The 20657-nt window shown below is 75.0% G+C and carries 20 protein-coding genes and 1 pseudogene; 8 read left to right on the top strand and 13 right to left on the bottom strand.

All coding sequences use genetic code 11. The annotated features are described in order from the left end of the window. Positions 1–62 precede the first annotated feature (62 nt). Both ACFQBR_RS16305 and ACFQBR_RS16300 read left to right on the top strand, forming a co-directional pair. Positions 63–247, top strand: a pseudogene (locus ACFQBR_RS16305) (BldC family transcriptional regulator); the annotation flags it as partial. Between the two features lie 258 nt (positions 248–505). Then, entirely contained in the window at positions 506–1024 is a 519-nt protein-coding gene (locus tag ACFQBR_RS16300; protein ID WP_344179365.1) for a hypothetical protein, read from the top strand. Positions 1025–1137: 113 nt separating this feature from the next. Here ACFQBR_RS16300 and ACFQBR_RS16295 read toward each other — a convergent pair whose 3' ends face one another. Then, complete coding sequence (locus ACFQBR_RS16295) at positions 1138–1410, bottom strand: hypothetical protein (RefSeq protein ID WP_267945468.1); 273 nt, start codon at positions 1408–1410, stop codon at positions 1138–1140. 323 nt (positions 1411–1733) lie between these two features. Next, entirely contained in the window at positions 1734–2168 is a 435-nt protein-coding gene (locus ACFQBR_RS16290; protein WP_267945469.1) for a hypothetical protein, read from the bottom strand. A 346-nt stretch (positions 2169–2514) separates the two neighbouring features. On the opposite strand from ACFQBR_RS16290, the gene ACFQBR_RS16285 reads away from it, so the two are divergent. The 3 genes from ACFQBR_RS16285 to ACFQBR_RS16275 all read left to right on the top strand — a co-directional run bounded on the left by ACFQBR_RS16285 (position 2515) and on the right by ACFQBR_RS16275 (position 5036). Next, a complete protein-coding gene (locus ACFQBR_RS16285) occupies positions 2515–2940 on the top strand; it encodes a nuclear transport factor 2 family protein (protein WP_344179363.1) in 426 nt (141 codons plus the stop codon). Beyond that, a complete protein-coding gene (locus ACFQBR_RS16280) occupies positions 2937–3785 on the top strand; it encodes an NmrA family NAD(P)-binding protein (RefSeq protein WP_344179361.1) in 849 nt (282 codons plus the stop codon). The genes ACFQBR_RS16285 and ACFQBR_RS16280 overlap by 4 nt, the downstream gene beginning before the upstream one ends. Before the next feature lie 288 nt (positions 3786–4073). Then, positions 4074–5036: an SDR family NAD(P)-dependent oxidoreductase gene (locus ACFQBR_RS16275; protein ID WP_344179358.1), complete on the top strand. Its 963-nt coding sequence runs from the start codon at positions 4074–4076 to the stop codon at positions 5034–5036. Between the two features lie 198 nt (positions 5037–5234). Here the strand turns inward: ACFQBR_RS16275 and ACFQBR_RS16270 are convergent, their stop codons facing one another. Continuing rightward, positions 5235–5678 (bottom strand): hypothetical protein, encoded by a 444-nt coding sequence (locus ACFQBR_RS16270; protein WP_267945473.1) that lies wholly within the window; start codon positions 5676–5678, stop codon positions 5235–5237. Between the two features lie 533 nt (positions 5679–6211). On the opposite strand from ACFQBR_RS16270, the gene ACFQBR_RS16265 reads away from it, so the two are divergent. The 3 genes from ACFQBR_RS16265 to ACFQBR_RS16255 are packed head-to-tail and all read left to right on the top strand — an operon-like array spanning position 6212 to position 7246. Next, a complete protein-coding gene (locus ACFQBR_RS16265; RefSeq protein WP_267950435.1) occupies positions 6212–6538 on the top strand; it encodes a PadR family transcriptional regulator in 327 nt (108 codons plus the stop codon). After that, positions 6535–6891, top strand: coding sequence for a DUF1048 domain-containing protein (locus ACFQBR_RS16260; protein WP_344179356.1), 357 nt, complete (start codon positions 6535–6537; stop codon positions 6889–6891). The genes ACFQBR_RS16265 and ACFQBR_RS16260 overlap by 4 nt, the downstream gene beginning before the upstream one ends. Before the next feature lies 1 nt (position 6892). Further along, complete coding sequence (locus tag ACFQBR_RS16255; protein ID WP_344179354.1) at positions 6893–7246, top strand: DUF1048 domain-containing protein; 354 nt, start codon at positions 6893–6895, stop codon at positions 7244–7246. Between the two features lie 173 nt (positions 7247–7419). On the opposite strand, the gene ACFQBR_RS16250 is transcribed toward ACFQBR_RS16255, so the two are convergent. The 10 genes from ACFQBR_RS16250 to ACFQBR_RS16205 all read right to left on the bottom strand — a co-directional run bounded on the left by ACFQBR_RS16250 (position 7420) and on the right by ACFQBR_RS16205 (position 20647). Then, the gene (locus ACFQBR_RS16250) at positions 7420–8289 is read right to left on the bottom strand and encodes an SMP-30/gluconolactonase/LRE family protein (RefSeq protein ID WP_344179352.1); all 870 of its coding nucleotides are present in this window, start codon (positions 8287–8289) and stop codon (positions 7420–7422) included. Between the two features lie 8 nt (positions 8290–8297). Beyond that, the gene (gene dgoD / locus ACFQBR_RS16245) at positions 8298–9443 is read right to left on the bottom strand and encodes a galactonate dehydratase (protein ID WP_344179350.1); all 1146 of its coding nucleotides are present in this window, start codon (positions 9441–9443) and stop codon (positions 8298–8300) included. Continuing rightward, positions 9440–10171, bottom strand: a complete 732-nt coding sequence (locus ACFQBR_RS16240; RefSeq protein WP_344179348.1) for a FadR/GntR family transcriptional regulator — start codon at positions 10169–10171, stop codon at positions 9440–9442. Before ACFQBR_RS16240 ends, dgoD begins: the two co-directional genes overlap by 4 nt. A gap of 22 nt (positions 10172–10193) precedes the next feature. Beyond that, the gene (locus ACFQBR_RS16235) at positions 10194–10949 is read right to left on the bottom strand and encodes an SDR family NAD(P)-dependent oxidoreductase (protein WP_344179346.1); all 756 of its coding nucleotides are present in this window, start codon (positions 10947–10949) and stop codon (positions 10194–10196) included. A 1-nt stretch (position 10950) separates the two neighbouring features. Next, complete coding sequence (locus ACFQBR_RS16230; RefSeq protein WP_344179343.1) at positions 10951–12183, bottom strand: hypothetical protein; 1233 nt, start codon at positions 12181–12183, stop codon at positions 10951–10953. Next, positions 12180–13265 carry a zinc-dependent alcohol dehydrogenase family protein gene (locus ACFQBR_RS16225; protein ID WP_344179341.1) on the bottom strand — a complete coding sequence of 362 codons (1086 nt, stop codon included), beginning with the start codon at positions 13263–13265 and terminating at the stop codon, positions 12180–12182. Before ACFQBR_RS16225 ends, ACFQBR_RS16230 begins: the two co-directional genes overlap by 4 nt. 109 nt (positions 13266–13374) lie before the next feature. Continuing rightward, on the bottom strand, positions 13375–14385 hold the full coding sequence (locus ACFQBR_RS16220; protein ID WP_267945482.1) for an ABC transporter permease: 1011 nt from the start codon (positions 14383–14385) through the stop codon (positions 13375–13377). A 13-nt stretch (positions 14386–14398) separates the two neighbouring features. Continuing rightward, positions 14399–15913, bottom strand: a complete 1515-nt coding sequence (locus ACFQBR_RS16215; protein WP_344179339.1) for a sugar ABC transporter ATP-binding protein — start codon at positions 15911–15913, stop codon at positions 14399–14401. Positions 15914–15963: 50 nt separating this feature from the next. Continuing rightward, positions 15964–16965 carry a substrate-binding domain-containing protein gene (locus tag ACFQBR_RS16210; protein WP_267945484.1) on the bottom strand — a complete coding sequence of 334 codons (1002 nt, stop codon included), beginning with the start codon at positions 16963–16965 and terminating at the stop codon, positions 15964–15966. Positions 16966–17356: 391 nt separating this feature from the next. Then, a complete protein-coding gene (locus ACFQBR_RS16205) occupies positions 17357–20647 on the bottom strand; it encodes an AfsR/SARP family transcriptional regulator (RefSeq protein WP_378553724.1) in 3291 nt (1096 codons plus the stop codon). Positions 20648–20657: the final 10 nt, after the last annotated feature.

The following is a 20657-nucleotide window of genomic DNA, read 5'->3' as shown; positions in this document are numbered from 1 at the left end:
ACAACCGACAACCGACAACCGCCGATCGACACCGACGGAGAACCACCGTGCCCACCGCACCCCTGCCCGCACTCGTCGAGAGCGCCGAGGCCCTGCTCACCCCCGGAGAGGTCGCCCGCCTCTTCCGCGTGGACCCCAGACCGTCGCCCGCTGGGAAAAAGACGGCCGCCTCGCCTCGGTCAAAACCCTCGGCGGACACCGCCGCTACCCCCGCACCCAGCTCCACACCCTGCTCGACGCACGCCCCGACCACGGACGCCTCCTCCAGACCCTCCAAGAAGCCCGCGACCTGGCCACCGACACCGGAGCCCACACCACCGCCGCACACATCGACGACCTCATCACCACCCTGCACACACAGGACAAGAAGCTTCGGCGAACACCCGGCACATGACAGGCATGCCGCCCGCGTCCGCAGGAACCGCCCCGTGCGCCACCTCGGCGACGCACGGGGTTTCGGTCCTCGACCAGCGAGTTTGAGGCCCCCGCAGAAGGGCCGTTCCGCATGAGCACCACACCTGACGGGTACCGGCGGACCATGATCCTCTGCCCTACATGCGGCACCCCAGCCGTCCGAGTTCACCGCTCCCCCAGGTACTCGGCCCTGCCCGGCTCCGAACCGGCCGCGTTCTCCCACGCCCGCGCCCGGTACGAGCCGTGCGGCCACGAGGTGCCGGGCGCCGACGTCGCCACCGGGGAGGATCCCGTCGAAGCGGCCCCTGCCCGAAACGCTCCCTCCGAGGAGATCGCGCGGGTGGCGGAGGCCGGCGTCCCCGCGCTCGACCACCTGGTGCCGGACGGCATGAGGATCATCCGGCGGGCGGCGGGGTTCGTGCGCGGAGGCCCGGACCTGGACGCGGACCGGGTCCGCGCGGTGGCGTCCGCCTACGAGGACGAGGACGACCTCCCCGACCTGATCCTGTGGATGACCCCGGAGGAGGCCCGCACGGCGGGGTTCAGTCCGCCGCCCGAATCGGTGGAGTGCCTGGTACGGGTGTCGTGGAGCCCCGCCTCGGACGGCTGAGCCGCCCGGCGGCAAGCGGAACGGCCTGCCCTCGGGCCCCGGTCTCGCCGTGGCGGCGGGCCGGGACGGCGACCACCGGGGAGCGGACCGACGCGGCCCCCTCGCGACCGCGGTCAGGAGAGCGGTCGGCACCCCGCGCCCGTGGCGTCCGCACGGTCGGCCGACGGGGTGATCTCCTCGCAGGCGTACCTCGTGCCGACCTCCTCGGAGTGCATCTCCCCCGGGCTGGACTCCCCGTTGCTCTCGCAGTCCGTCCCCTCGGCCACGGCTCTCGCCTCGTCGAAGACGATCCGGGCGCAGGTGTGGATGGCCGCGGCGTGCGCGGACGCAGCCGGCGCGGCGCCGCACAGCAGGACGAGGGTCAGAGTGGTGGCGAAACGACGCATGACTACCTTCCGTTCCCTTTTATTACCCCAGGTAGTTGAACCTCTCCCGAATGGAGGAGCGCAAACAATCGGGAACGCCAGATCCGGAGGGCCGTGCCCCCGGAGCTCGGTCGGCAGACGATGCGCGGGGCCTGGTCACGGCATGGGGCGGCAGCCCCCGGACCGCCGCGGCCCGGGGACACCCCGCGCCTGACCGGGCGGAGGCCGGCGGCCGGACCCGGCCGTCCCGGAGCGCGAGACACGGCGGGGACGCGCTCCGCGTCCGGCGGGGCGGCCCGGCGAGGCAGTCGGGCCGCCGCCGGACCGCCGCCGGGCCTCCCCGCTCAGGCCCTCGCGCCCGGCCGCACCCCGTGCTCGCGGGCGACGGCCTCCTGCACCCTCCGGTCGGCGTCGAGGGCGCGGCAGACCTGTTCCAGGGTCGAATTCAGCTCCGCCAGTCCCGTACGGACGAGGGCGCGCGCCTCGGCGGTCACCGCGAGGTCGATGTGCACCTCCTCGTCCTCGCACTCCCGCAGGTGCCGTTGGGCGGCTTCGACCCGTACGGCGTCCCTGGCGTCGAAGGCCCTGACCAGCTCCCTGCGGGCGGAGGCGACCCGGGTCCGGGCCCACTGCTGGGCGGCGTCGAGATCAGCCAGCCGTGCCTGGTGCACGGTGCGCTCCGCGAAGACCACGGCGCTGGCTTCGTAGACGGCGCGCCACAGTGCTTGGGCCGTGGCGTGGAGTTCTTTCACGTGGGGTTCGGGCTGACGGTTGCTCATGTCCTTTTTCACGGGTCTCAGGCGGGTGTGGGGGATGCGGGGTTGCTCCGTTCCGGGAGAGGGACGACGGGGTGCGGCTCCGGGCGGGACGAGGGGTTGCGTCGGACCGCGGACAGGCCGCGGCACAGCACTCCATCGCCACTCAGAGTGATCGTCATATTACCAATTGGAGTAATGCCTGGGTAACGCGCACCCCAAGAAGGGCTGCGCCGAGCAGACGCACGGGAGCCAGGCCCCACGGGGAGCCCACCGCCCGGCCGCTCCCGCACTTGCAAAGCGGACCGCCAGTCCGTATGTTTTAAACGGACCCACGGTCCGAATACTTCGAGCGAGAGGGAGGACACCCGTGTCCGCACCGACTTCCCCGGCGGATCTCCACCGCCACGGCCTGCGGCTCCTGCTGGACAAGGACATCGCCGCATGGGTCGCCCTGTGGGCCGAGGACGGCCTCATGGAGTTCCCCTTCGCCCCCGGGGGATGGCCGAAGCGCCTGGAGGGCAGGGATGCCGTCGCCGCGTACATGAGCCGCTACCCGGACCACATCGACCTGCACGACTTCCCCGAGCTGCGGATCCACCTGACCGCCGAGCCCGAGACCGTCGTGGCCGAGATGCGCGGCGTCGGCCGACTGGTGGAGAGCGGGAGCCCCTTCGACATGACCTACATCGCCGTCGTGACGGTCCGGGACGGGCTCATCTCCTCCTACCGCGACTACTGGAACCCCCTCGCCGTCCTCGAAACCGGCGCCGACTTCACCGGGAGCAGCCGATGACCGCCACCTCCACCACCCTGGTCATCGGCGCCACCGGCACCACCGGCAGCCGCACCGCCGCCCGGCTGGCGGCCGCCGGACACCGCGTCAGGGCCGCGAGCCGCCGCGGCGCCCCGGTCCCCGGCGCGGAACCGGTCCGCTTCGACTGGTACGACCCCGCCACCCACGCCGCCGCGCTCGGCGGCGCCGACCGCGTCTACCTCGTCCCGCCCGTGGGCGACCCCGGTCCGGCGGCGGTCATGCTGCCGTTCCTCCGGCTGGCCCGCGCCTGCGGCGTGCGCCGCGCGGTGCTCCTCAGCTCCTCGGCCGTCCCCGAGGACGGCCCCGCGGTGGGACAGGTGCACCGCGCCCTGCCCGACCTGTTCGGGCAGTGGGCGGTGCTGCGGCCCTCGTGGTTCATGCAGAACTTCACCGGCACACACGTGCACGCCGCCGGCATCCGCGAGGAGGGCGTCATCCGGACCGCCACGGGCGACGGCAGGATCGGCTTCGTCGACGCCGAGGACATCGCGGCCGTCGCCGCCCGTGCCCTGACCGACGCACACGCCCCCGACACCGATCTCGTCCTCACCGGGCCGGAGGCGCTCAGCCACGACGACATCGCCGCGGCCGTCACCGGGGTCACCGGCCGGCCCGTGGAGCACCGCCGCCTGACCCGCGAGCAGATGCGCGACCTCCTCTCGGCGCAGATGCCGCCCGCGTTCGCCGCGTTGCTGGCCGACATGGACCACGCCATCTCCGAGGGGGCGGAGGACCGCGTCACCGACACCGTCCTGCACGTCACCGGACGGCCCCCGGGCTCCTTCCGCGCCCTCCTCGAACGGGAGGCGGAACGGCGCGGCTGAGACCGCGGACGCGGCGGACCGCCGGGCTCCCGCGCCCACCGCGTCGTCCGGCTCCCCGCCCTCGGGCAGCGTCACACGGCCCATCCGTTTGACAGCGTCATCCGTATGGGGGACCGTAGTTCAAGTGACACCGTCACATGAATTGTCCGCGGACGATGTCCGCGCGCGCCGCCCGCCCGGGCTGCCTACCGCCTCCGGAACAGCACCGGTGGGCGCGGGCGAACCGTGTGCGGCGCCGCGTCGGCCGGCTCGGGCGGGCAAGACCATCCGAACAGGAGACACGAACCCATGGCGCCTCCGCCCAACGACCTCCCCGACCTCACGGGCCGCACCATCGTCGTCACCGGGACGACCTCCGGCCTCGGCCTCGCCCTCTCCGGTGCGCTGGCGGGAGCCGGGGCCCGGCTCCTGATGACCGTTCGCGACGCCCGGCGCGGAGAGGCGGCCGTCGAGCGGGTGCGGGCAGGAATCGACGGCCCGGGATCGGCCGAGGCCGTTCTGCTCGACCTGGCCGACCTCGACTCGGTGCGCGCCGCCGCCGCGGACATCCGCGAACGCACCGGCGACCGGGTCGACGTGCTGGTCAACAACGCCGCCGTGTCGCTCGGACCGCACGAACGGACCCGCGACGGGTTCGAGCTGCAGATCGGGACCAACCACCTCGGTCCGGCCGCGCTGACCTGGCTGCTGATGCCCGCGCTGCGGTCGGCCGGGACCCCGGGGCGGCCCTCCCGGGTGGTGACGACGTCGAGCCTGGGACACCGCACCGGCGGACTCGACCTCACCGACCTGCACTGGGAGCGCCGGCGCTACTCGCCGACGCGCGCCTACGGGGCCTCCAAGCTCGCGAACCTGCTGTTCGCCGCCGAGCTCGACCGACGGCTGCGCCTCGCCGACGACCCCGTGCTGTCGGTCGCCGCCCACCCGGGACTGACGGCATCGGAGCTGCTGAACAACGCCCTCGCCCGCGGGGGCACGTGGAAGGACCGACTGTTCGTGCTGCCGGACCGCTACCTCTCCCAGCCGGTCGCCGCCGGGATCGGCCCCCAGCTGCTCGCGGCCACCGGCCCGGTCCCCGGCGGCAGCTACCTGGGCCCGACGGGGCCGTTCGAGACCCGCGGTCCGGCCGGTCCCGCCCGCCGGTCGGCGACCGCGCGGGACACCGTGCTCGCGAGCGGGCTGTGGCAGGCCACGGCCTCCGCCACCGGCATCGCCCCGGACCCCGACCCCGGTCCCACGGTCGGTGCGTGACGACGACTCGACCGGCCCCGCCGCACGCAGAGGGCTCGCGGTGGCGCCGCATCGGCTCTCCGCGGAGCCCATGCGCAGTGCCCGGGCCGCGCCGGACACGGAGCGCCCCTCCCGCGACGGCGCGCCACGGGAGGGCTCCGGCGCCGGACCCTCCGGGACCTCCGGGTCCCCGGGGGTCCGGCCTTCCGCTCCGCGGCGCTACTTGGGCCAGTAGAAGACGTCCGCGGTGGCCGACACGATCGTCGCGGCGGTGTCGCCCTGCTGGGCCAGGCGCACCCGCACCCGCCGCCCCTTGGCCAGGTTGCCCTTCCACGTGTAGGTGAAGTGGCCGTTCCCCCCTGCCTGCACGGGGCTGTCGACCGGCCGGTTGCGGGCGTACCGCCACCCGCCGTCGCCGTCCGGCTCGTACTCGGTGGCGCGGATCTGCACCTCCGCCCCGGCGGACAGGTCGCTGATGGTCACCCCCACGGAGAAGTCGTAGAGGGCGCCGTCCGGCTCGTTGACGCCGACGAGGCTGTACAGGCTGCCGGTGGAGGTGCCGCCGTGGTCGGCGTCGACCACGGTCTCGAACTCCAGCGACGTCCACTCGCCGGGGGTGAGGGTCTGGGCCCGGTCCTTCTCGAAGCGGCGGTGTCGGGGCATGTCGTCTTCCTCTCGGGGGCGGGGGAGGTCGCGGGCGTCCCGGCCGAGGTGCTGTCGTCCGGAGCGCGTCGGCACTCCCCGTGGGATACGGGTCGGGAGCGTGGCAGCGGTGGCCGGACGCCTCGCGGAAGGGGGAGGCGCCGGGTCGCGCCGGCCGTCGGCGGTGGCCGCGGACGGCGTCTGTGCGGAGCGGGGGTCACCGACCGCCGGGGGCAGGGGGCGGTACGTCGCGGAAGGGGTGTCCGCCGGGCCGGGCGGCCCGGGGCGGGGCGGACCCGCCCCTACGGAAAGTACCCGCGGGAGCACGCAACGAACACCCGTCGTCCGTCCGGTCCGCGGCGACGGGCAGGCCGCCGTCCCGGAGAAAGGGCGTCCCGGGGCTTCGCCGTCCCTGTTCCCGTCCCGGCCCCCGTGTCGCGAAGGGGCGGCCGTGGCCTTCACCCCCGTCCGCGGAACGGGATCCTCTACCCTGTGCTACTTTGTAGTGGTACCTAATGACACGTAGTACCAAGGAGAGGCCGGAGGGCTCCGCCATGGACGACCTGACGGAGATGCTGAAGGGCACGCTCGAGGGCTGTGTGCTGGAGATCATCGGCGGCGAGGAGACCTACGGCTACGCCATCACGCGGCGGCTGAACGAACTCGGCTTCGCCGACGTCGTCGAGGGGACGGTCTACACCATCCTCCTGCGCCTGGAGAGGAACGGGCTCGTCCAGGTGACCAAACGACCGTCCGGGATGGGGCCGCCGCGCAAGTTCTACGCGCTCAACGACGCGGGGCGCGCGGAACTCGCGACGTTCTGGGCGAAGTGGGAGTACCTCTCCTCACGCGTCGACGAGCTCAGGAAGGGTGGGAGATGAACCTCTGGGAGACCATGACGGGCAGCGACCTCACGAGGGAGTGGAAGGCGTTCGAGGTCCGGGCCGAGGCGTTGCCGGACGGCCACCGGGCGGCGTGGGAGCAGATCAAGGCCCACCTCTTCCCCTACTCGGACTTCACCGGCCGCAACCTGGTGCCGATCCTCGACAACGCCCTGGGGCTGCTCGAGGAGACGGCGGCGGACGGGCAGGACATCCATGACGTGCTGGGCGACGACATCGCGGGCTTCTGCGCGGCACTGGCCGGCGGAGAGGGGTCCCGGAACCACCGCGACCGGTGGCGCGAGCAGTTGAACCGCAACGTCGCAAGGAAACTGGGCAGGCTGGGAGGCTGACGTGGGCGTCCAGGACATCATCGAGGGCAAGAGGCAGTGGCGGGCGCACGTGGCGCGGGTCAAGGCGCTTCCGCCGGACTACCGGATCGTCTACAAGGAGATCCAGAGGTACTTCTTCAAGGTCGGACCGGTCGACCTGGCCGACGGCGACCTGCTTCCGGGGATCGTCGAGTTCTTCGAGGAGGGCGCCGCGGCCGGCAAGGGGGTCCTGGAACTCATCGGCGACGACGTCGCCGCCTTCTGCGACGACCTGGTCAAGGACTCGCGCACCTACGCGGACCTCTACCAGGAGTCCGTCGGCGAGGGGTCCGGCGCGGCCGGGCAGGGGGGCGGTCCCGGAGGGGGCCGCGGCTGAGCCCTCCACCGCGGCCCCGGACGGGTGCGGCAGCGGCCCTGCGGTCCCCGGGCGCGGGGACGGCGCAGGCCCCGCAGCGCGAACGCACGCACGGGAGCTCAGAGGGCACGGCGGGCGGGGACCGGACGGCCCGGGGCGGGGCGGGTGTGCCGGCCGGCCCCGGGCCCGGGGGCTCAGCCGAAGTGGTGCGCGGGCGCGGCGGGGACCTCCACCGGCAGCGCGAACACCGCGCCGTCGCCGGTCCCCGGGTCCGTGAGGCCCACGGTCGCGGAGGTGACCATGAGCACGGGCTCATCGTCCCCGACCACGCACACGCTGGTGGGCTGCGCGGCGGGGACCTCCACCACCCGGTCCAGCGTGCCGTCGGGCGCGTAGCGGTGCACGCGCCCCCCGCCCCAGACCGCGACCCACAGGTGCCCCTCGGCGTCGACCTGCATGCCGTCCGGGCTGCCCTCCCCGACGCGGGCCAGCACGGTCCGCTCCCCGGGCAGGCCCTCGGCGTCCAGTGCGTAGGCGTCGATGCGCCCCTCCGCGCTGTCGGCCAGGTACATCACCGAGCCGTCCGGGGCGAAGGCGGGGCCGTTGGGCACGGTGTAGCCGTCCAGGACGCGGGTGACCCCTCCGGCGGGGTCGGCCCGGTAGAGCGACCCGGCACCGGGGGTGCCGTCGTAGGCCATGGACCCCGCCCAGAACCGTCCGTGCGGGTCGCAGCAGCCGTCGTTCATGCGCATCGGCGTGGCCGCGCCGTCCTCGGGGCGGCCCAGCCACTCCACGGCGGCGGAACCGCCGCCGGTGCCCGTCAGCAGGGCGATGCCGGTGCCCGCCGCCGCCACGAGCGCGCCGGCGCGGTGCCGGACCGGGGCGACCGCGCCCAGGGGGACGTCGAGGGCCGCGAGTTCGTGGGCGGGCCCCGGGTCCCCGGGGGCCAGTCTCAGCAGGCGGCCCCGGAGGATGTCCACCATGAGCAGGTCGCCGCCGACCCAGCGCAGCCCCTCCCCGAGCTCGAAGCGGTCCTCGCTCCAGACACTGACCACCGGTTCCATCGGTCCCCCTACCATTCCGCGAAAGATCCGTCCTCGTGACTCCACACCGGCGGACGCCACCGGTGCCCCACCCGGTCGGCGCGGCGCACCGCGTCCTCGTCCACCTCCACTCCGAGCCCGGGGGCGTCCGTACGGTGGATGTTCCCGTCCGGGAAGGCGAAGACTCCGGCGTCCACGACGTAGTCGAGCATTTCGGCGTCCTTGTTGTAGTGGATGCCGATGCTCTGTTCCTGGATGAGGAAGTTGGGGGTGGCGAAGGCGACCTGGAGGCTGGCGGCCAGGGCGACCGGGCCCAGCGGGCAGTGCGGGGCGAGCACCGCGTCGAAGGTCTCGGCCAGGGAGGCGATGCGCCGCACCTCGGAGATGCCGCCGGCGTGGGACAGGTCGGGCTGGGCCACCGCGATCCCGGCCTGGAGCGCGGGCAGGAAGTCGGTCCTGCTGTACAGGCGCTCGCCCGTGGCGATCGGCACCGGGCTGCACCGGACGATGTCGGGGAGCAGGTGCCCGTACTCGGGCAGGAGCGGCTCCTCGGCGAACATGGGGCGCAGCGGCTCCAGCAGCGGCAGGACCCGGCGGGCGGTGGCGGCGTTGAACCGGCCGTGGAAGTCGACCGCCACGTCGCGGTCGGGCCCGAGGACGTCGCGCACCTGGGCCAGGCGGTCCACGATGGCGTCGATCTCGCGGACGGTGGCGGAGCGGCCCATGACGCCGGAGGCGTTCATCTTCACGGCGGTGAGGCCGGACTCCACCCGCGCGGAGACCGCGTCGGCCAGCTCCGCCGGGTCGTCGCCCCCGACCCAGCCGTAGACGCGCACCCGGTCGCGGACCGGGCCGCCCAGGAGCTGGTGGACGGGGACCCCCAGGCGCTTGCCCGCGATGTCCCACAGGGCCTGGTCGAGTCCGGCGACCGCGCTGGAGAGCACGGGGCCGCCCCGGTAGAACGCGGCCTTGGTCAGGCGCTGCCAGTGGTGCTCGACGGGTGTGGGGTCCTCGCCGATGAGGAGGTCGGACAGCTCCCCGACGGCGGCCCGCACGGTCTCGGCGCGGCCCTCCACCACCGGTTCGCCCCAGCCGACGACCCCGTCGTCGGTCTCGACGCGGCACAGCAGCCACCGGGGCGGGACGAGGAACGTCTCGATGCGGGTGATCCTCACTGGGGCTTCTCCAGATCGTCGTCGTGTGCGCCTTCTCCGGTGGCGCGGAGGAGGTCCTCCCTGGCCTGGTCGAGCAGGGAGCGCATGGCCTGCTCCGCCGCGGCCGGGTCGCCGGCCGCGACCGCCTCGGTGACGGCGGCGTGGCTGGGCACGGGGTCCTTGTGGGCTCCCCCGTGCACCAGGCGGTCGCGCTCGGAGAGCCCGGCCGCGAAGAAGACGTCCGTGCGTGTGTACAGCTCGTTGCGGGTGGCGGCCAGCAGGGCGCGGTGCCAGCGCAGGTCGGCGTCGGCCGCCGCCTCGGGGGTGGCCTCCCCGGACTCGGCCATGTCCGCCACGGCCGCGCGCAGCGCCGCGACGTCCTCCGCGGTCCCGCGCAGGGCGGCCAGGCGGGCGGCGGCCGGTTCGAGGGCCTCGCGGAGTTCGGCCAGGTTGCGGAAGAACACGTCCCCGGCGCCCGCCGCTATCTGCCACCTGACCACGTCGGGGTCGAGCAGGTTCCAGTCCGCGCGCGCCCGCACGAAGGTCCCCTTGCGCTGCCGGGAGCCGACCAGGCCCTTGGCGGCGAGGACCTTGATCGCCTCGCGGATCGCGGTGAGGCTGAGGTCGAGTTCGTCGCTGAGGGCGGCCAGGTCGATCGTCTCGCCCTCGGCGATCCGGCCGGAGAGCACGCGCTCCCCCAGCAACCGCACGGTCTGGCCGTGGACCCCGCGCCCCGAGTAGGCCGCCATCAGTTCCTCCCCTTCCGGTGCGTCACGACGACGCCTTGTAGATACTCCACCCTCCGTCGACCGGCAGGCTCACCCCGGTGACGTAGGAGGCCTCCGCGGAGGCGAGGAAGGAGATGGCGGAGGCGACCTCCGCGGGGTCGCCGAAGCGCCGGGCGGCGGTCTGGGCGACGCTCTCGCGCCGGTCCTCCTCGTCCACCCCGTCCCAGGCGGAGGTGAGGATGGGTCCGGGCAGGACGCAGTTCACGCGCACGCTCGGGCCGTACTCGACGGCGAGCTGCCTGGTCAGTGCGGTCAGGCCGCCCTTGGTGGTGGCGTAGGCGGGGCGGCCGGGCAGCCCGAACCAGGCGTGCACGGACGACGTGAGGACGACGCTGCCCCGCTGGGCGGTGAGGTCGTCCAGGCAGGCGCGCATCCCCAGGAACGCGCCGGTGAGGTTCACCGACAGCTGGCGCTCCCAGGAGGCGAGCGTGGTCTCGTGGGCCGGGGCGACCTCGACGGTGTAGGCGTTGGACACCAGGATCCCCACCGGGCCGAACTCCGAGCGGGCGGTCCCGACCAGGCGCGCCCAGTCGCCCTCGTCGGACACGTCGGCGCGGACGGCGACGGCCCGGCCCCCGGCCGCGCGCACGCGCTCGGCCGCCTCCTCCACACGGGGCGAGAGGTCGGCCAGCACCACCGCGGCGCCCTCGTCCGCCAGGCGGCGGGCGGTGGCCTCGCCGATGCCCTGGGCCGCGCCGGTGACCACGGCGGTGACCCCGTCGTGCCTGCTGTTCGTCATGTCACTCCTGGTCCGGGTGGTGGTCGTGGGTCCGCGCGCGGTCGGCGGACGCGGGCGTGCCGGGACCGTGGGCGGTTCCCGGCCGGGGTCCTGCGGGCTCCCCCGCCGGGGCGCCCCCGTCGTGTGTTCCCTCCCGCAGGGCCGTGAAGACCGCGGGAGGGGACGGGTCCGCGTCCGGCCCGGTCCCGGGGCCGGGCGGCTGCGACCAGTAGCCCTGCGGGGTCACCCCCAGGACGGGTCCGGCGGTCGTGCCGAAGCCGAACTCGACGGTGAGGGCGGTGCTCGCGCCCGGGGCGATGACGGTGAGCGGGCCCAGCGCCTCGCACTCGACCACCCTGTCGACGGGGCGCAGGCCGCCCAGGTGCTCCAGGGGCTGCTCGACGGGGTACTCCAGCCACACCTCGACCCGCGACCCCTCGTCGGGGTAGGCCGCGCCCTCGTCCACGGCGAAGCGCTGGGTGAGGGTGCCGGCCGCGCCCACGTGGGCCAGCCAGCCCGAGGCGGTGGGGAAGCCGACCTTGCCGACGACGTCCTGCGCGGGCACGCGCACCACCGAGGGGGTGTGCTCGGCGGTCGCGGGGTTGGCGTCGCCCGCGACCAGGGGCACGGTGTGCGGGCCCCCGCCGCGCACACCGACGTAGACCCCGTGGCCGAGCGCGTCCGCGGGCGTCCCGCCGTCCGCGCCGCCGGGTCCGTCGCCGCCGTCGATCTGGGTGACGTTCCACAGGGCCCACTCGCGCGGGACCCCGGAGGCGTTGACCGCCTCCAGCTCCAGGCGGTAGCCGGAGGCCCCCGGCTCCAGGGTCAGGCGCCGGACCAGGCGCAGCCCCGAGCGCGGGTCGTCGCCGCTGGTCATGGTGAGGGTGGCCGAGCCGTCCGGGGCCGTGGAGGTCTCGGCGGCGTAGGCCCCCGAGTCCAGGACCGGGTCGGGCGGTCCGGCCCACTGGCCGGGGCCGTCCCACCCCTGGGGCGCGGGCCACGTCTTGTCGCCGCCCACGTTGTGCCACGCGCTCATCGGCCCGCCGACCGGGCCGAGCACGACGCCCGGGAGCGGCTGGAGGTCCTCCCCCAGCAGGCGCGGGTTGCGGTACAGGTGCTCGCGCCCGAGGTGGCGGACGGACAGGATCCGCCCGCCCAGCGCGGGTGCGGCCGTCACCCTGAGCAGTCCGTTGTCGAGGACGACGAGCTCGTGCGCCCCGGAGGCGTCGCGCTCGACCGTGACGGCCCCGGTCACGACCGGTCCCCGTCCACCAGGACGACCTTGCCCCGGCTGCCGCCCGCGGCGAGCCGGTAGGCCTCGTCCGCGTCGGCCAGCGCGAAGCGGTCCGAGACCACGCGCTCGGGGCTCAGCCCCCACCGCACCAGGTTCTGCGCCAGCTCGGCCATGGCGGGCAGGGAGGTCACCCAGGACGCGTACAGGGTGAGCTGCTTGTGCAGCAGGGTGTCGGAGACCTCCGTCTCCAGGGTCCCGCCCTCGCCCACCAGGGACACGCGCCCCCACTCGGCGGCGTTCTCCAGCGCCAGGGAGCGGCCGGGGCGCGATCCGGAGCAGTCGATGACGGTGGCCGCGCCGCGTCCGCCGGTGGCGCGGCCGACCGTCTCGGCGGCCTCCTCGGGCGAGGCCAGGGCGTCGAAGACGCCGAGGCCGGCGGCCCAGTCGCGGCGCACCTGCGAGGGTTCGACGCCGATGACGCGGGCGGCGCCCATGCCGCGGCCGATCATGCCGGCGGCCAGCCCGACGGGGCCCAGTCCGACGACGAGGAGGTCGCCGTCGCCGTTGACCGCGATCCGGCGCAGCCCCTCGTAGGCGGTGCCGAACCCGCACGCGATGAGGGCCCCGTCCACGAACGACAGCTCGTCGGGGAGGGGCACGCAGGTGGACTCGTCGGCCAGCAGGTAGCGGGCGTGGCCGCCGTCGCGCTGCCACCCGTAGGCCGCGCGGGAGGGGTCGGTGCAGCTGATCATGAACCCGCGGCGGCAGTTGTCGCAGAGCCCGCAGCCGGCGATGTGGTAGACGATGACGCGGTCCCCGGCGCCGAAGCGGCGGCAGCCCGGGCCCGCCTGCACGACGGTGCCGGAGGGCTCGTGGCCGGCGACCACGCCGCGGTAGGCGGGGCCGTCGACGCCCCGGTGGGTCTTGTGCTCGTGGTAGATGAACCCGATGTCGCTGCCGCAGATGCCGGACGCGCCGACCCGCAGCAGGACCTGCCCGGGGCCGGGCTCGGGCACGGGCAGGGTGTCGACGACGGCGGTGGAGTCGCCGGGCAGGCGCACCCCGGGCATGGTGTCCGGGAGCGGTTCGGTGGTCGCGTTCATGGGTCTCCCCCGTTTCTTCGTGCGGACGGCGTACGGCCGGGGCGGCGTGGCGGGCCGCCCCGGCTCGGGTGGGGCGCCCGCGGGACCGTGCGGTCCCGCGGGCGCTCCGCTAGGTGAGTCTGTGGGCGGACTCGCGCCTGCTGATGATGACGTTGACGAGGACGGCCGCCACGATGATGAGGCCGCGCACCACGTCCTGGAAGAAAGAGTTGACCCCGAGCAGGACCAGCCCGTTGGCGATGACGGTGATGAAGATGACGCCGAGGAAGGTCCCGCCGAGCGAGCCGCGCCCGCCCGCCAGGGCGGTGCCGCCGATGACGACGGCGGCGATGACGTCGAACTCCAGCCCGGCGGCGGCGCCGCCGTTGCCCGACCCCAGGCGGGCCGCCATGAGCACGCCGGTGATGGCGGCGAGCAGGCCGGTCGTGGCGAACAGCGCGATCCGCACCCGGGAGACGTTGATCCCGGCGAGCCGGGCGGCAGCGGCGTTGCCGCCGGTGGCGAAGACGGAGCGGCCGTAGGCGGTGTAGCGGGAGACGTACGCGAAGACCGCGAACAGGACCAGCATGATCACCGCGGAGGTCGGCACGCCCAGGACCGATCCGCCCAGGACGTCGAACACGGCGCTCTCGGGGAGCGGGACGGGCAGGGCGTCGGTCATGTAGAGGGCGAGGCCGCCCAGGACGCTCCACAGTCCGAGCGTGGTGATGAACGAGGGGACGTTGAACCGGGCGCGCAGCCACCCGGCGAGGGCTCCCCACAGGACGCCCATCACGAGGGTGAGGACGATCGCCCCGCCCACGCCGATGTTCCACTCGGTGGCGCCCTTGGCGACGATGACGGACGCGAAGGCGACCGCCGGGCCGATGCTGATGTCGATCTCGCCGGCGACGATCACCAGGGTGACGCCCCAGGCGGCGATGCCGATCATCGCGGCGTTGCGCAGGAGTCCGAGCTGGTTGTCCAGGCTCAGGAACCCGGCGGCCGTGGAGCCGAGCACGACGTAGAGGAGCACGATGGCGGCCAGCAGGCCGATCTCGTTGAGACGGGGGCCGAAGCGGCCGATGAGGTCGCCGCGGGCGGAGACCGCCTCGCCGGTGACCTGGGTGGTGGTGGTCATAGTTCCTCGCCGTTCACGCCGCCATCGCGGCGGCCATGATGTTGTCCAGGGTGATGTCGTCGCCGGTGAACTCGCCTTCGAGGCGTCCGCCGCGCAGCGCGAGCACGCGGTCGCACACGAGGGGCAGCTCCTCCAGTTCGCTGGAGACGAAGACGACCGCCGCGCCCGTGGCGGCCAGTTCGCGCACGATGCGGTAGATCTGGGCCTTGGCCTCGACGTCCACGCCCCGCGTGGGCTCGTCCAGGAGCAGGATGCGGCTCCCGGCGTGCAGCCAGCGGCCGATGACGGCCTTCTGCTGGTTGCCGCCGCTGAGGTTGACGATCGGTGTGTCGGGGCGTGCGGCCTTGATGGAGAAGCGCTCGATGAGCCCGCCGCCGATGGCCGACACCCGGGAGGGCAGGACCGTGCCCGCCCTGGAGGCGCCGCCGAACCAGGTCATCACCATGTTCTCGGAGACGCCGAGGAGCGGGACGACGCCCTCGCCCTTGCGGTCCTCGGGCGTGATGCCGACGCCGAGGCGCTTCATGGTCCGCGGCGTGGGCCTGGCGACGGGCGTGCCCTCGACCTCGATCGTCCCGGTGGCGGGGGTGAAACCGGCCAGCGCGCGCAGGATCTCGGTGCGGCCGGAGCCCATCAGCCCGCCCAGGCCCAGGACCTCGCCGGGGTGGACGTCGAAGGAGACGTCGCCGACCTTGGGCGGGACGGACAGGCCCCGCACGGACAGCAGCGGGGTCCCGGAGCGGTCGACCTTACCGCCGGGCCTCTCCTGCTCCTGCTCGTCGTGGCCGAGCATGAGGGAGACGATCCGGGCGGTGGTGGCCCCCTTGACGGGGACGGTCTCCACGACGGTCCCGTCGCGCATGACCGTGACGGTGTCGGCGACGCGGCGGATCTCGTCCAGGCGGTGGCTGACGTAGATGACGCCGACGCCGCTCGCGGCGACGCGCGTGACCGCCTCCAGGACGATGTCGGCCTCGCCCGCGGCGAGGGCGCTGGTCGGCTCGTCCAGGATGAGCAGGCGGGGGCGCGAGCGCAGGGCGCGCGCGATCTCCACGAGCTGCTGCTGGGCGAGGGGCAGGTCGCCGGCCGCGGCGGCGGGGTCGATGTCGACGCCGAGTTCGGCGAAGGCCTCGCGGGCGCCGTTCCTGATGGCGGCGTGGTCGACGCGCCCGGCGGTGGTGGGCCACGTCCCGAGGTAGAGGTTCTCGGCGGCGGACAGCTGCGGGACCAGGCTGAGCTCCTGGTAGACGGTGCCCACGCCGAGCTCGGCGGCCCGGCGGACGCCGCCCTCCCCGAGGGGCGTGCCGTCGATCTCGACCTCGCCCGTGTCCGGGGTCTCCACCCCGGAGAGCATGCGGATGAGGGTGGACTTTCCGGCTCCGTTGCGGCCGAGCAGCGCGCGGACCTCTCCGGCGCGGACCTCGAAGTCGGCGCCGTCCAGGGCCCTGACCCCGGGGTAGGTCTTGGTGGCGGCCCGGGTGCGGGCCACGACCGGCGCGTCGGCCGCTACCGGGGAGGTGTCGCTCATGGGTGCTCCACTGGTGGGACGGGTGGGATGGCTGGGGTGCGGGTCGCCGGTCACGGGATGCCGTCCGGGTGCTCCTCCAGCCACCGGGAGCCGTCCTCCGGCGTGGTGTAGAGGTCGATGGGGGCGTTGGTGACGAACTCGCCGCCCTCCTCGCCCGCGATGATGTCCTCGACCGTCTGCCCGGCCATGCGGCCCACCGCGATACCGGAGATGTCGACGTTGGCCTTGAGGACCGTGTGGTCGGCCAGGGCGCGGGCGGCGTCGGTGGACATGTCGCTGCCGAAAACGACGACGTCGCCGTCGCGGCCCCTGCTGTTCACGGCGCGGACCGCGCCCATGGTGGCTCCGCCGGCCTCGCCGTAGAAGGCGTCGAGGTCGGGGTGGGCGGTGAGGACGCGCTCGCCCACGTCGACGGCCTCGTCGATGGTGGCGCCCTGCTGGTTGGCGACGATCTCGGCGTCCGGGAGGCGGTCGAAGAGCGCCTCCTCGAAGCCCTCGCGCCGCTGGACGCACACCTCGACGAACTCGCAGTTGAGGACGGCGATCTTGGGGTCGTCGACCTTCTCGGCCTCGAAGTGCTCCGCGGCGGCCTCGCCCAGCAGGCGGCCGAACTCGTGCGGGTCGCCGAGGATGTAGGAGGTGACGTACTCGCGGGCGGCCTCGTCCTCGATGCAGGTGTTGTAGCAGACGACGGGGATGCCGCTCTCGTGGGCCAGCCGCAGGGCGGGGATGGAGGCGGTGGCCGAGACCGGGGACAGGACGAGCACGTCGACGCCCGCGGAGGCGGTCACGTCCACGAAGGTGCTCTCCTCGGAGGCGTCGCCGCGGGCGTTGAGCTCGAGGAGCTGGAGTTCGCGCCCGGACTCCTCGGCGTGGTCCTGCATGCCCTGGCGGACCCCGGCGTAGTAGCCCTGGGCGTCCATGTAGACGACGCCGATGCGGCCGTCCTCGCCGAGTCTTCCTCCGGCGCACCCTGCGAGCGTCACCGCGCACACGGCTACCGCCAGTGCGGCGAGCGCGCGCCCGCGGAAGCGCCGCGGTCGTCTCTCCATGGGGGACCTCCCTGATATGTCAGCGCCCGCTCTCACCTGCGCGGACACCTCTGTGGCTCGCTGAGAGCATGCCACCGTGACGCAGGTAACGTCAAGAATAAATACTAATTAATTATTTTTTCCAGAAGTGGAGGCGACCAGAAGGAGACGGCAGCGTAACCCCGGGTGACGACGAGGAGCGCACTCCGGCCGGGAGGACACGCGGGCGGAGTGCCGTCGGGGCCGGGGATCCGGGCGCCGGGGGGCCGCGCGCTGGGCGTCGGAGGGCGCGGCCGCACCGGGGGCGGGCGGAAGGCGCCGGGCGCGCGGAGGCGCGGGGCGCGGGATCGCGGGGGAAGCACGGACCGGCCGGGAGGAGAGCGGCCTCCGCAGGGGCGGAGCGTGCGCCCGGTCAGTCCCCGGCGAGGTCGGGGTGGGTGCCGGATCCGTCCAACAGGTCGGCGACCTTCCGGGCGCGCCCCTCGGCGAGCGCCCGCCCGAACGCCTCCTCCCCCAGGGCCGCGCGGGCACGCGCGGCGGCGCGGTCCACGTCGGAGCGCTCGGCCGCAGGCCGGGGCGTCCCGGCGCCCTCCCGGGCGGCCTCGGCCGTGCCGAGCAGGCGGGCGGCGGCCCCGTGGCGCCCGGCCAGGGTGTGGGCGCCCGCCACCCCTTCGAGGGCGAGCGCCAGCGCGCGCGGGTCGGCGTTGCGGCGGGCCTGCTCCAGCCCCTCCCTGTGCAGGCGCAGAGCCTCGGCGGCGTCTCCCCGCTGCTCCGCCGCGAACCCGAGTTCGGCCAGGGCGAGCGCGGCGCCGGGCGCCCAGCCCACCCGCAGGGACCACGCGGCCATCGGGCGCACGTACCTCTCGGCCTCGTCCCACCGTCCCCGACGGCGGGCTCCCAGGCCGAGCCCCAGCCGGGCGTACTGCTCCCCCGCCACGTCGCCCTGGCCCCGGACCATCTCCAGGGCGCGCAGGTGGAGCCGGTCGGCGCGGGCGTGGTCGCCCTCCAGCAGGGCGATCCGGCCCAGCCCGGCCACGGCGCCGGCCGCCTCGGACCACAGCCCCAGCTCCTCCGCCATCTCCAGCGCCGCCGCGCGGTCGCGGGCGGCTTCGGCGTACTCGCCCCGGACCTCGGCGCGGACCGCCAGCGTGACCAGGGTGTTCATCTGGCCCCAGCGGTCCTCCAGTTCGCGGAAGAGCCCCAGGGCCTCCCGTGCCCGGCCCTCCACCGCGTCCAGGTCGCCGCGTCCGAGGGCGTGCGAGGCCCGGGCCGCGAGGGCCGCGGCCACGCCCCAGCGGTCGCCGCGTTCCCGGAAGACCGGCAGGGCCCGGGCCACCAGCTCCTCGCTGGCCTCCTGGTCGCCCCTGCTGTAGAGGACGAAGCCGATCATCCAGGCCGCGCGGGCCCGTTCGAGGGCGGCGTCCCCGTCGGGAGCGCCGTCGAAGGCCTCCAGTACCTCCCCTGCCCTGCGGACGTGGTTTTCCCCGGTATCGGCGAGGATCGCGAACACCACCGCGGTCGACTCCGCCATGGCGACCCCCGCGGCGGCTCCGCCGCGGCCTGCGGACAGGGCCAGTGTGATGGCCCGGAGCCCGTCTCGGTAGCGTCCCCGCAGGTACCGGTACCAGGCGGGGGCGACGGCCAGGCGCAGGGCGAGTTCGGCTTCCCCCCGCGCCGCCGCCTCCTCCAGGGCGGCGCCCAGGTTGCCCGCCTCGGCGTCCAGCGCCCGCAGCCCCTCCGCCTGGCCGGGGCCGAAGAGCGTCGCGGCGCACCGCTCCGCCACACCGGTGAAGTGGACGGCGTGCCGGCGGCGCACCTCCTCGGCCTCCCCCGCCCCGGACAGGCGCTCGCACGCGTAGTCGGCGATGGTTTCCAGGAGCCGAAGTCGGCGCCCGGCGGGCGGGGCGTCCTCGGCGACGACCAGGGACCGGTCGACCAGGCGGGAGAGCAGGTCCAGGACGTCGGACGGGTCGATCCCGTTCCCGGAGCAGACGGCCTCGACGTCCGCGGGCGAGCATCCGCCGCTGAACACGGCCAGACGGCGCAGCAGGACGCGCTCGTCGTGTTCGAGCAGGTCCCAGCTCCAGTCGATCATGGCGCGCAGCGTCCTCTGCCGCGGCGGCAGGTGGCGCCGGGCCGTGGACAGGAGGCGGAACCGGTCGTCCAGCCGGCAGAGCACACCGGTGACGCCGAGGGTGCGCACGCGCGTGGCGGCGAGTTCGAGGGCGAGGGGGATGCCGTCCAGGCGCCGGCACAGGAGGGCGACGTCGGCGGCGTTGTCCGCGGTGAGGGCGAAGCCGGGCGAGGAGGCCGCCGCGCGTTCCGCGAAGAGCCGCACGGCCCCGGCCTCCCCCACCCGCCCGGGGTCTGCGCCGACCGGTGGCACGGCCAGGGGTTCGACGGCGTGGACGACCTCCCCCTCGACGCCGAGGGGCTCGCGGCCGGTGGCGAGCACCCGGAGGCCGGGAACACGGCCCAGGAGGTCGGTGACCAGGTCGGCGACCTCCTCCACCACGTGCTCGCAGTTGTCCAGGACCAGGAGGAGTTCGTGGTCGTCCAGGACGGCGGCCAGCCGGTCCGCGTCGTCGTCGCGGTCGTCGCGCAGGCCGAGCGCGCGGACGAGGGCCGCGGCGGGGCCCGGGCCGGCGGTGCGCGTACCGGACGGGCGCTGCGCGGCCAGGCCGACCATGACCGCTCCGTCCCGGTGTTCCCCGGCCAGGTCGTGCGCGAGCGCGGTGGCCAGCCGTGTCTTGCCCACCCCGCCGACCCCGGTGAGCGTCACCAGGCGACCGGCGGCGAGCAGGGCGCGCACCCGGGCGGCGTCCCGGTCACGGCCGAGGAGGGGTGTGAGCGGCTGCGGCGGCAGGAGCCGGAGCGGTGTCCGACGTCCCGCCGCGGACGGGGCGGGGGACGCCGCCGGCGCCGGGGCGTCGGGGGCCGGGGCACCGCCCGTGGCTGCGGGCTCCTGCCGGAGGATGCGGCCGTGCAGCTCCGCCACCTCCGGGCCCGGGTCAACGCCCAGCTCCTCCCGCAGCCGTGCGGCCAGCGCGGTGTGGACGGCCAGGGCCTCCGCCTGGCGCCCGCCCTCGTACAGGGCGCGCATGCGCGCCGCGACCAGGCCCTCGCGCAGCGGGTGGGCGGCGGCCGGCCCGGCCAGGCCGTCCAGCGCCCGGCGGTGCTCTCCCAGGTCGAGGCGGGCGAGGGCCTGCTCCTCCAGGGCGGCCAGCCTCAGCTCCTCCCAGCGGGCCGCGACCGGCGCGGTGAACCCCTCGTCGGCCATGTCGGCGTAGGCGGGCCCGCGCCACAGGTCGAGCGCCTCGTCCAGGAGCCGGAGCCGTGCGCGCGTCTCCCCCTGCCGCCGGGCGGCCTCCACCAGGCCCAGGAAGCGGTCCGCGTCCACGGCGTCGGCGGGTGCGTCGAGCAGGTAGCCGGGTTCACGGTGGCGGACCAGGTCGCGGGCCCCGGGCTCGGCGGCCTCCAGCGCCCGGCGCAGCGCCCACACCTTGCGCTGCAGCGCGCGCCCGGGGGCGGCGGGCGGCGCCTCCCCCTCCCACAGCCGCTCGACGAGCGCGTCCACCGGCACGGGCCGCCCCCGGTGCGCGAGCAGCACGGCGAGCAGGACACGGGCCTTGCGTTCGGGGATCCCGACGGCCCCGCCCTCCCCGGTCCAGACCGTGACGGGGCCCAGCACACCAAAGCGCATGGGGTCACCG

The sequence above is a fragment of the Nocardiopsis tropica genome, from assembly GCF_042660575.1.
Lineage (GTDB): Bacteria > Actinomycetota > Actinomycetes > Streptosporangiales > Streptosporangiaceae > Nocardiopsis > Nocardiopsis tropica.
This window is presented reverse-complemented; position numbering and strand designations above follow the sequence as displayed.

Coding starts and splice junctions, on each gene's coding strand:
- ACFQBR_RS16280 (WP_344179361.1), top strand. CDS start 2,937: ATGACCGCCACCTCCACCACCCTGGTCATCGGCGCCACCGGCACCACC.
- ACFQBR_RS16275 (WP_344179358.1), top strand. CDS start 4,074: ATGGCGCCTCCGCCCAACGACCTCCCCGACCTCACGGGCCGCACCATC.
- ACFQBR_RS16240 (WP_344179348.1), bottom strand. CDS start 10,171: ATGGCGGCCTACTCGGGGCGCGGGGTCCACGGCCAGACCGTGCGGTTG.
- ACFQBR_RS16235 (WP_344179346.1), bottom strand. CDS start 10,949: ATGACGAACAGCAGGCACGACGGGGTCACCGCCGTGGTCACCGGCGCG.
- ACFQBR_RS16300 (WP_344179365.1), top strand. CDS start 506: ATGAGCACCACACCTGACGGGTACCGGCGGACCATGATCCTCTGCCCT.
- ACFQBR_RS16260 (WP_344179356.1), top strand. CDS start 6,535: ATGAACCTCTGGGAGACCATGACGGGCAGCGACCTCACGAGGGAGTGG.
- ACFQBR_RS16290 (WP_267945469.1), bottom strand. CDS start 2,168: ATGAGCAACCGTCAGCCCGAACCCCACGTGAAAGAACTCCACGCCACG.
- ACFQBR_RS16270 (WP_267945473.1), bottom strand. CDS start 5,678: ATGCCCCGACACCGCCGCTTCGAGAAGGACCGGGCCCAGACCCTCACC.
- ACFQBR_RS16215 (WP_344179339.1), bottom strand. CDS start 15,913: ATGAGCGACACCTCCCCGGTAGCGGCCGACGCGCCGGTCGTGGCCCGC.
- ACFQBR_RS16220 (WP_267945482.1), bottom strand. CDS start 14,385: ATGACCACCACCACCCAGGTCACCGGCGAGGCGGTCTCCGCCCGCGGC.
- ACFQBR_RS16265 (WP_267950435.1), top strand. CDS start 6,212: ATGGACGACCTGACGGAGATGCTGAAGGGCACGCTCGAGGGCTGTGTG.
- ACFQBR_RS16210 (WP_267945484.1), bottom strand. CDS start 16,965: ATGGAGAGACGACCGCGGCGCTTCCGCGGGCGCGCGCTCGCCGCACTG.
- ACFQBR_RS16225 (WP_344179341.1), bottom strand. CDS start 13,265: ATGAACGCGACCACCGAACCGCTCCCGGACACCATGCCCGGGGTGCGC.
- ACFQBR_RS16205 (WP_378553724.1), bottom strand. CDS start 20,647: ATGCGCTTTGGTGTGCTGGGCCCCGTCACGGTCTGGACCGGGGAGGGC.
- ACFQBR_RS16295 (WP_267945468.1), bottom strand. CDS start 1,410: ATGCGTCGTTTCGCCACCACTCTGACCCTCGTCCTGCTGTGCGGCGCC.
- ACFQBR_RS16250 (WP_344179352.1), bottom strand. CDS start 8,289: ATGGAACCGGTGGTCAGTGTCTGGAGCGAGGACCGCTTCGAGCTCGGG.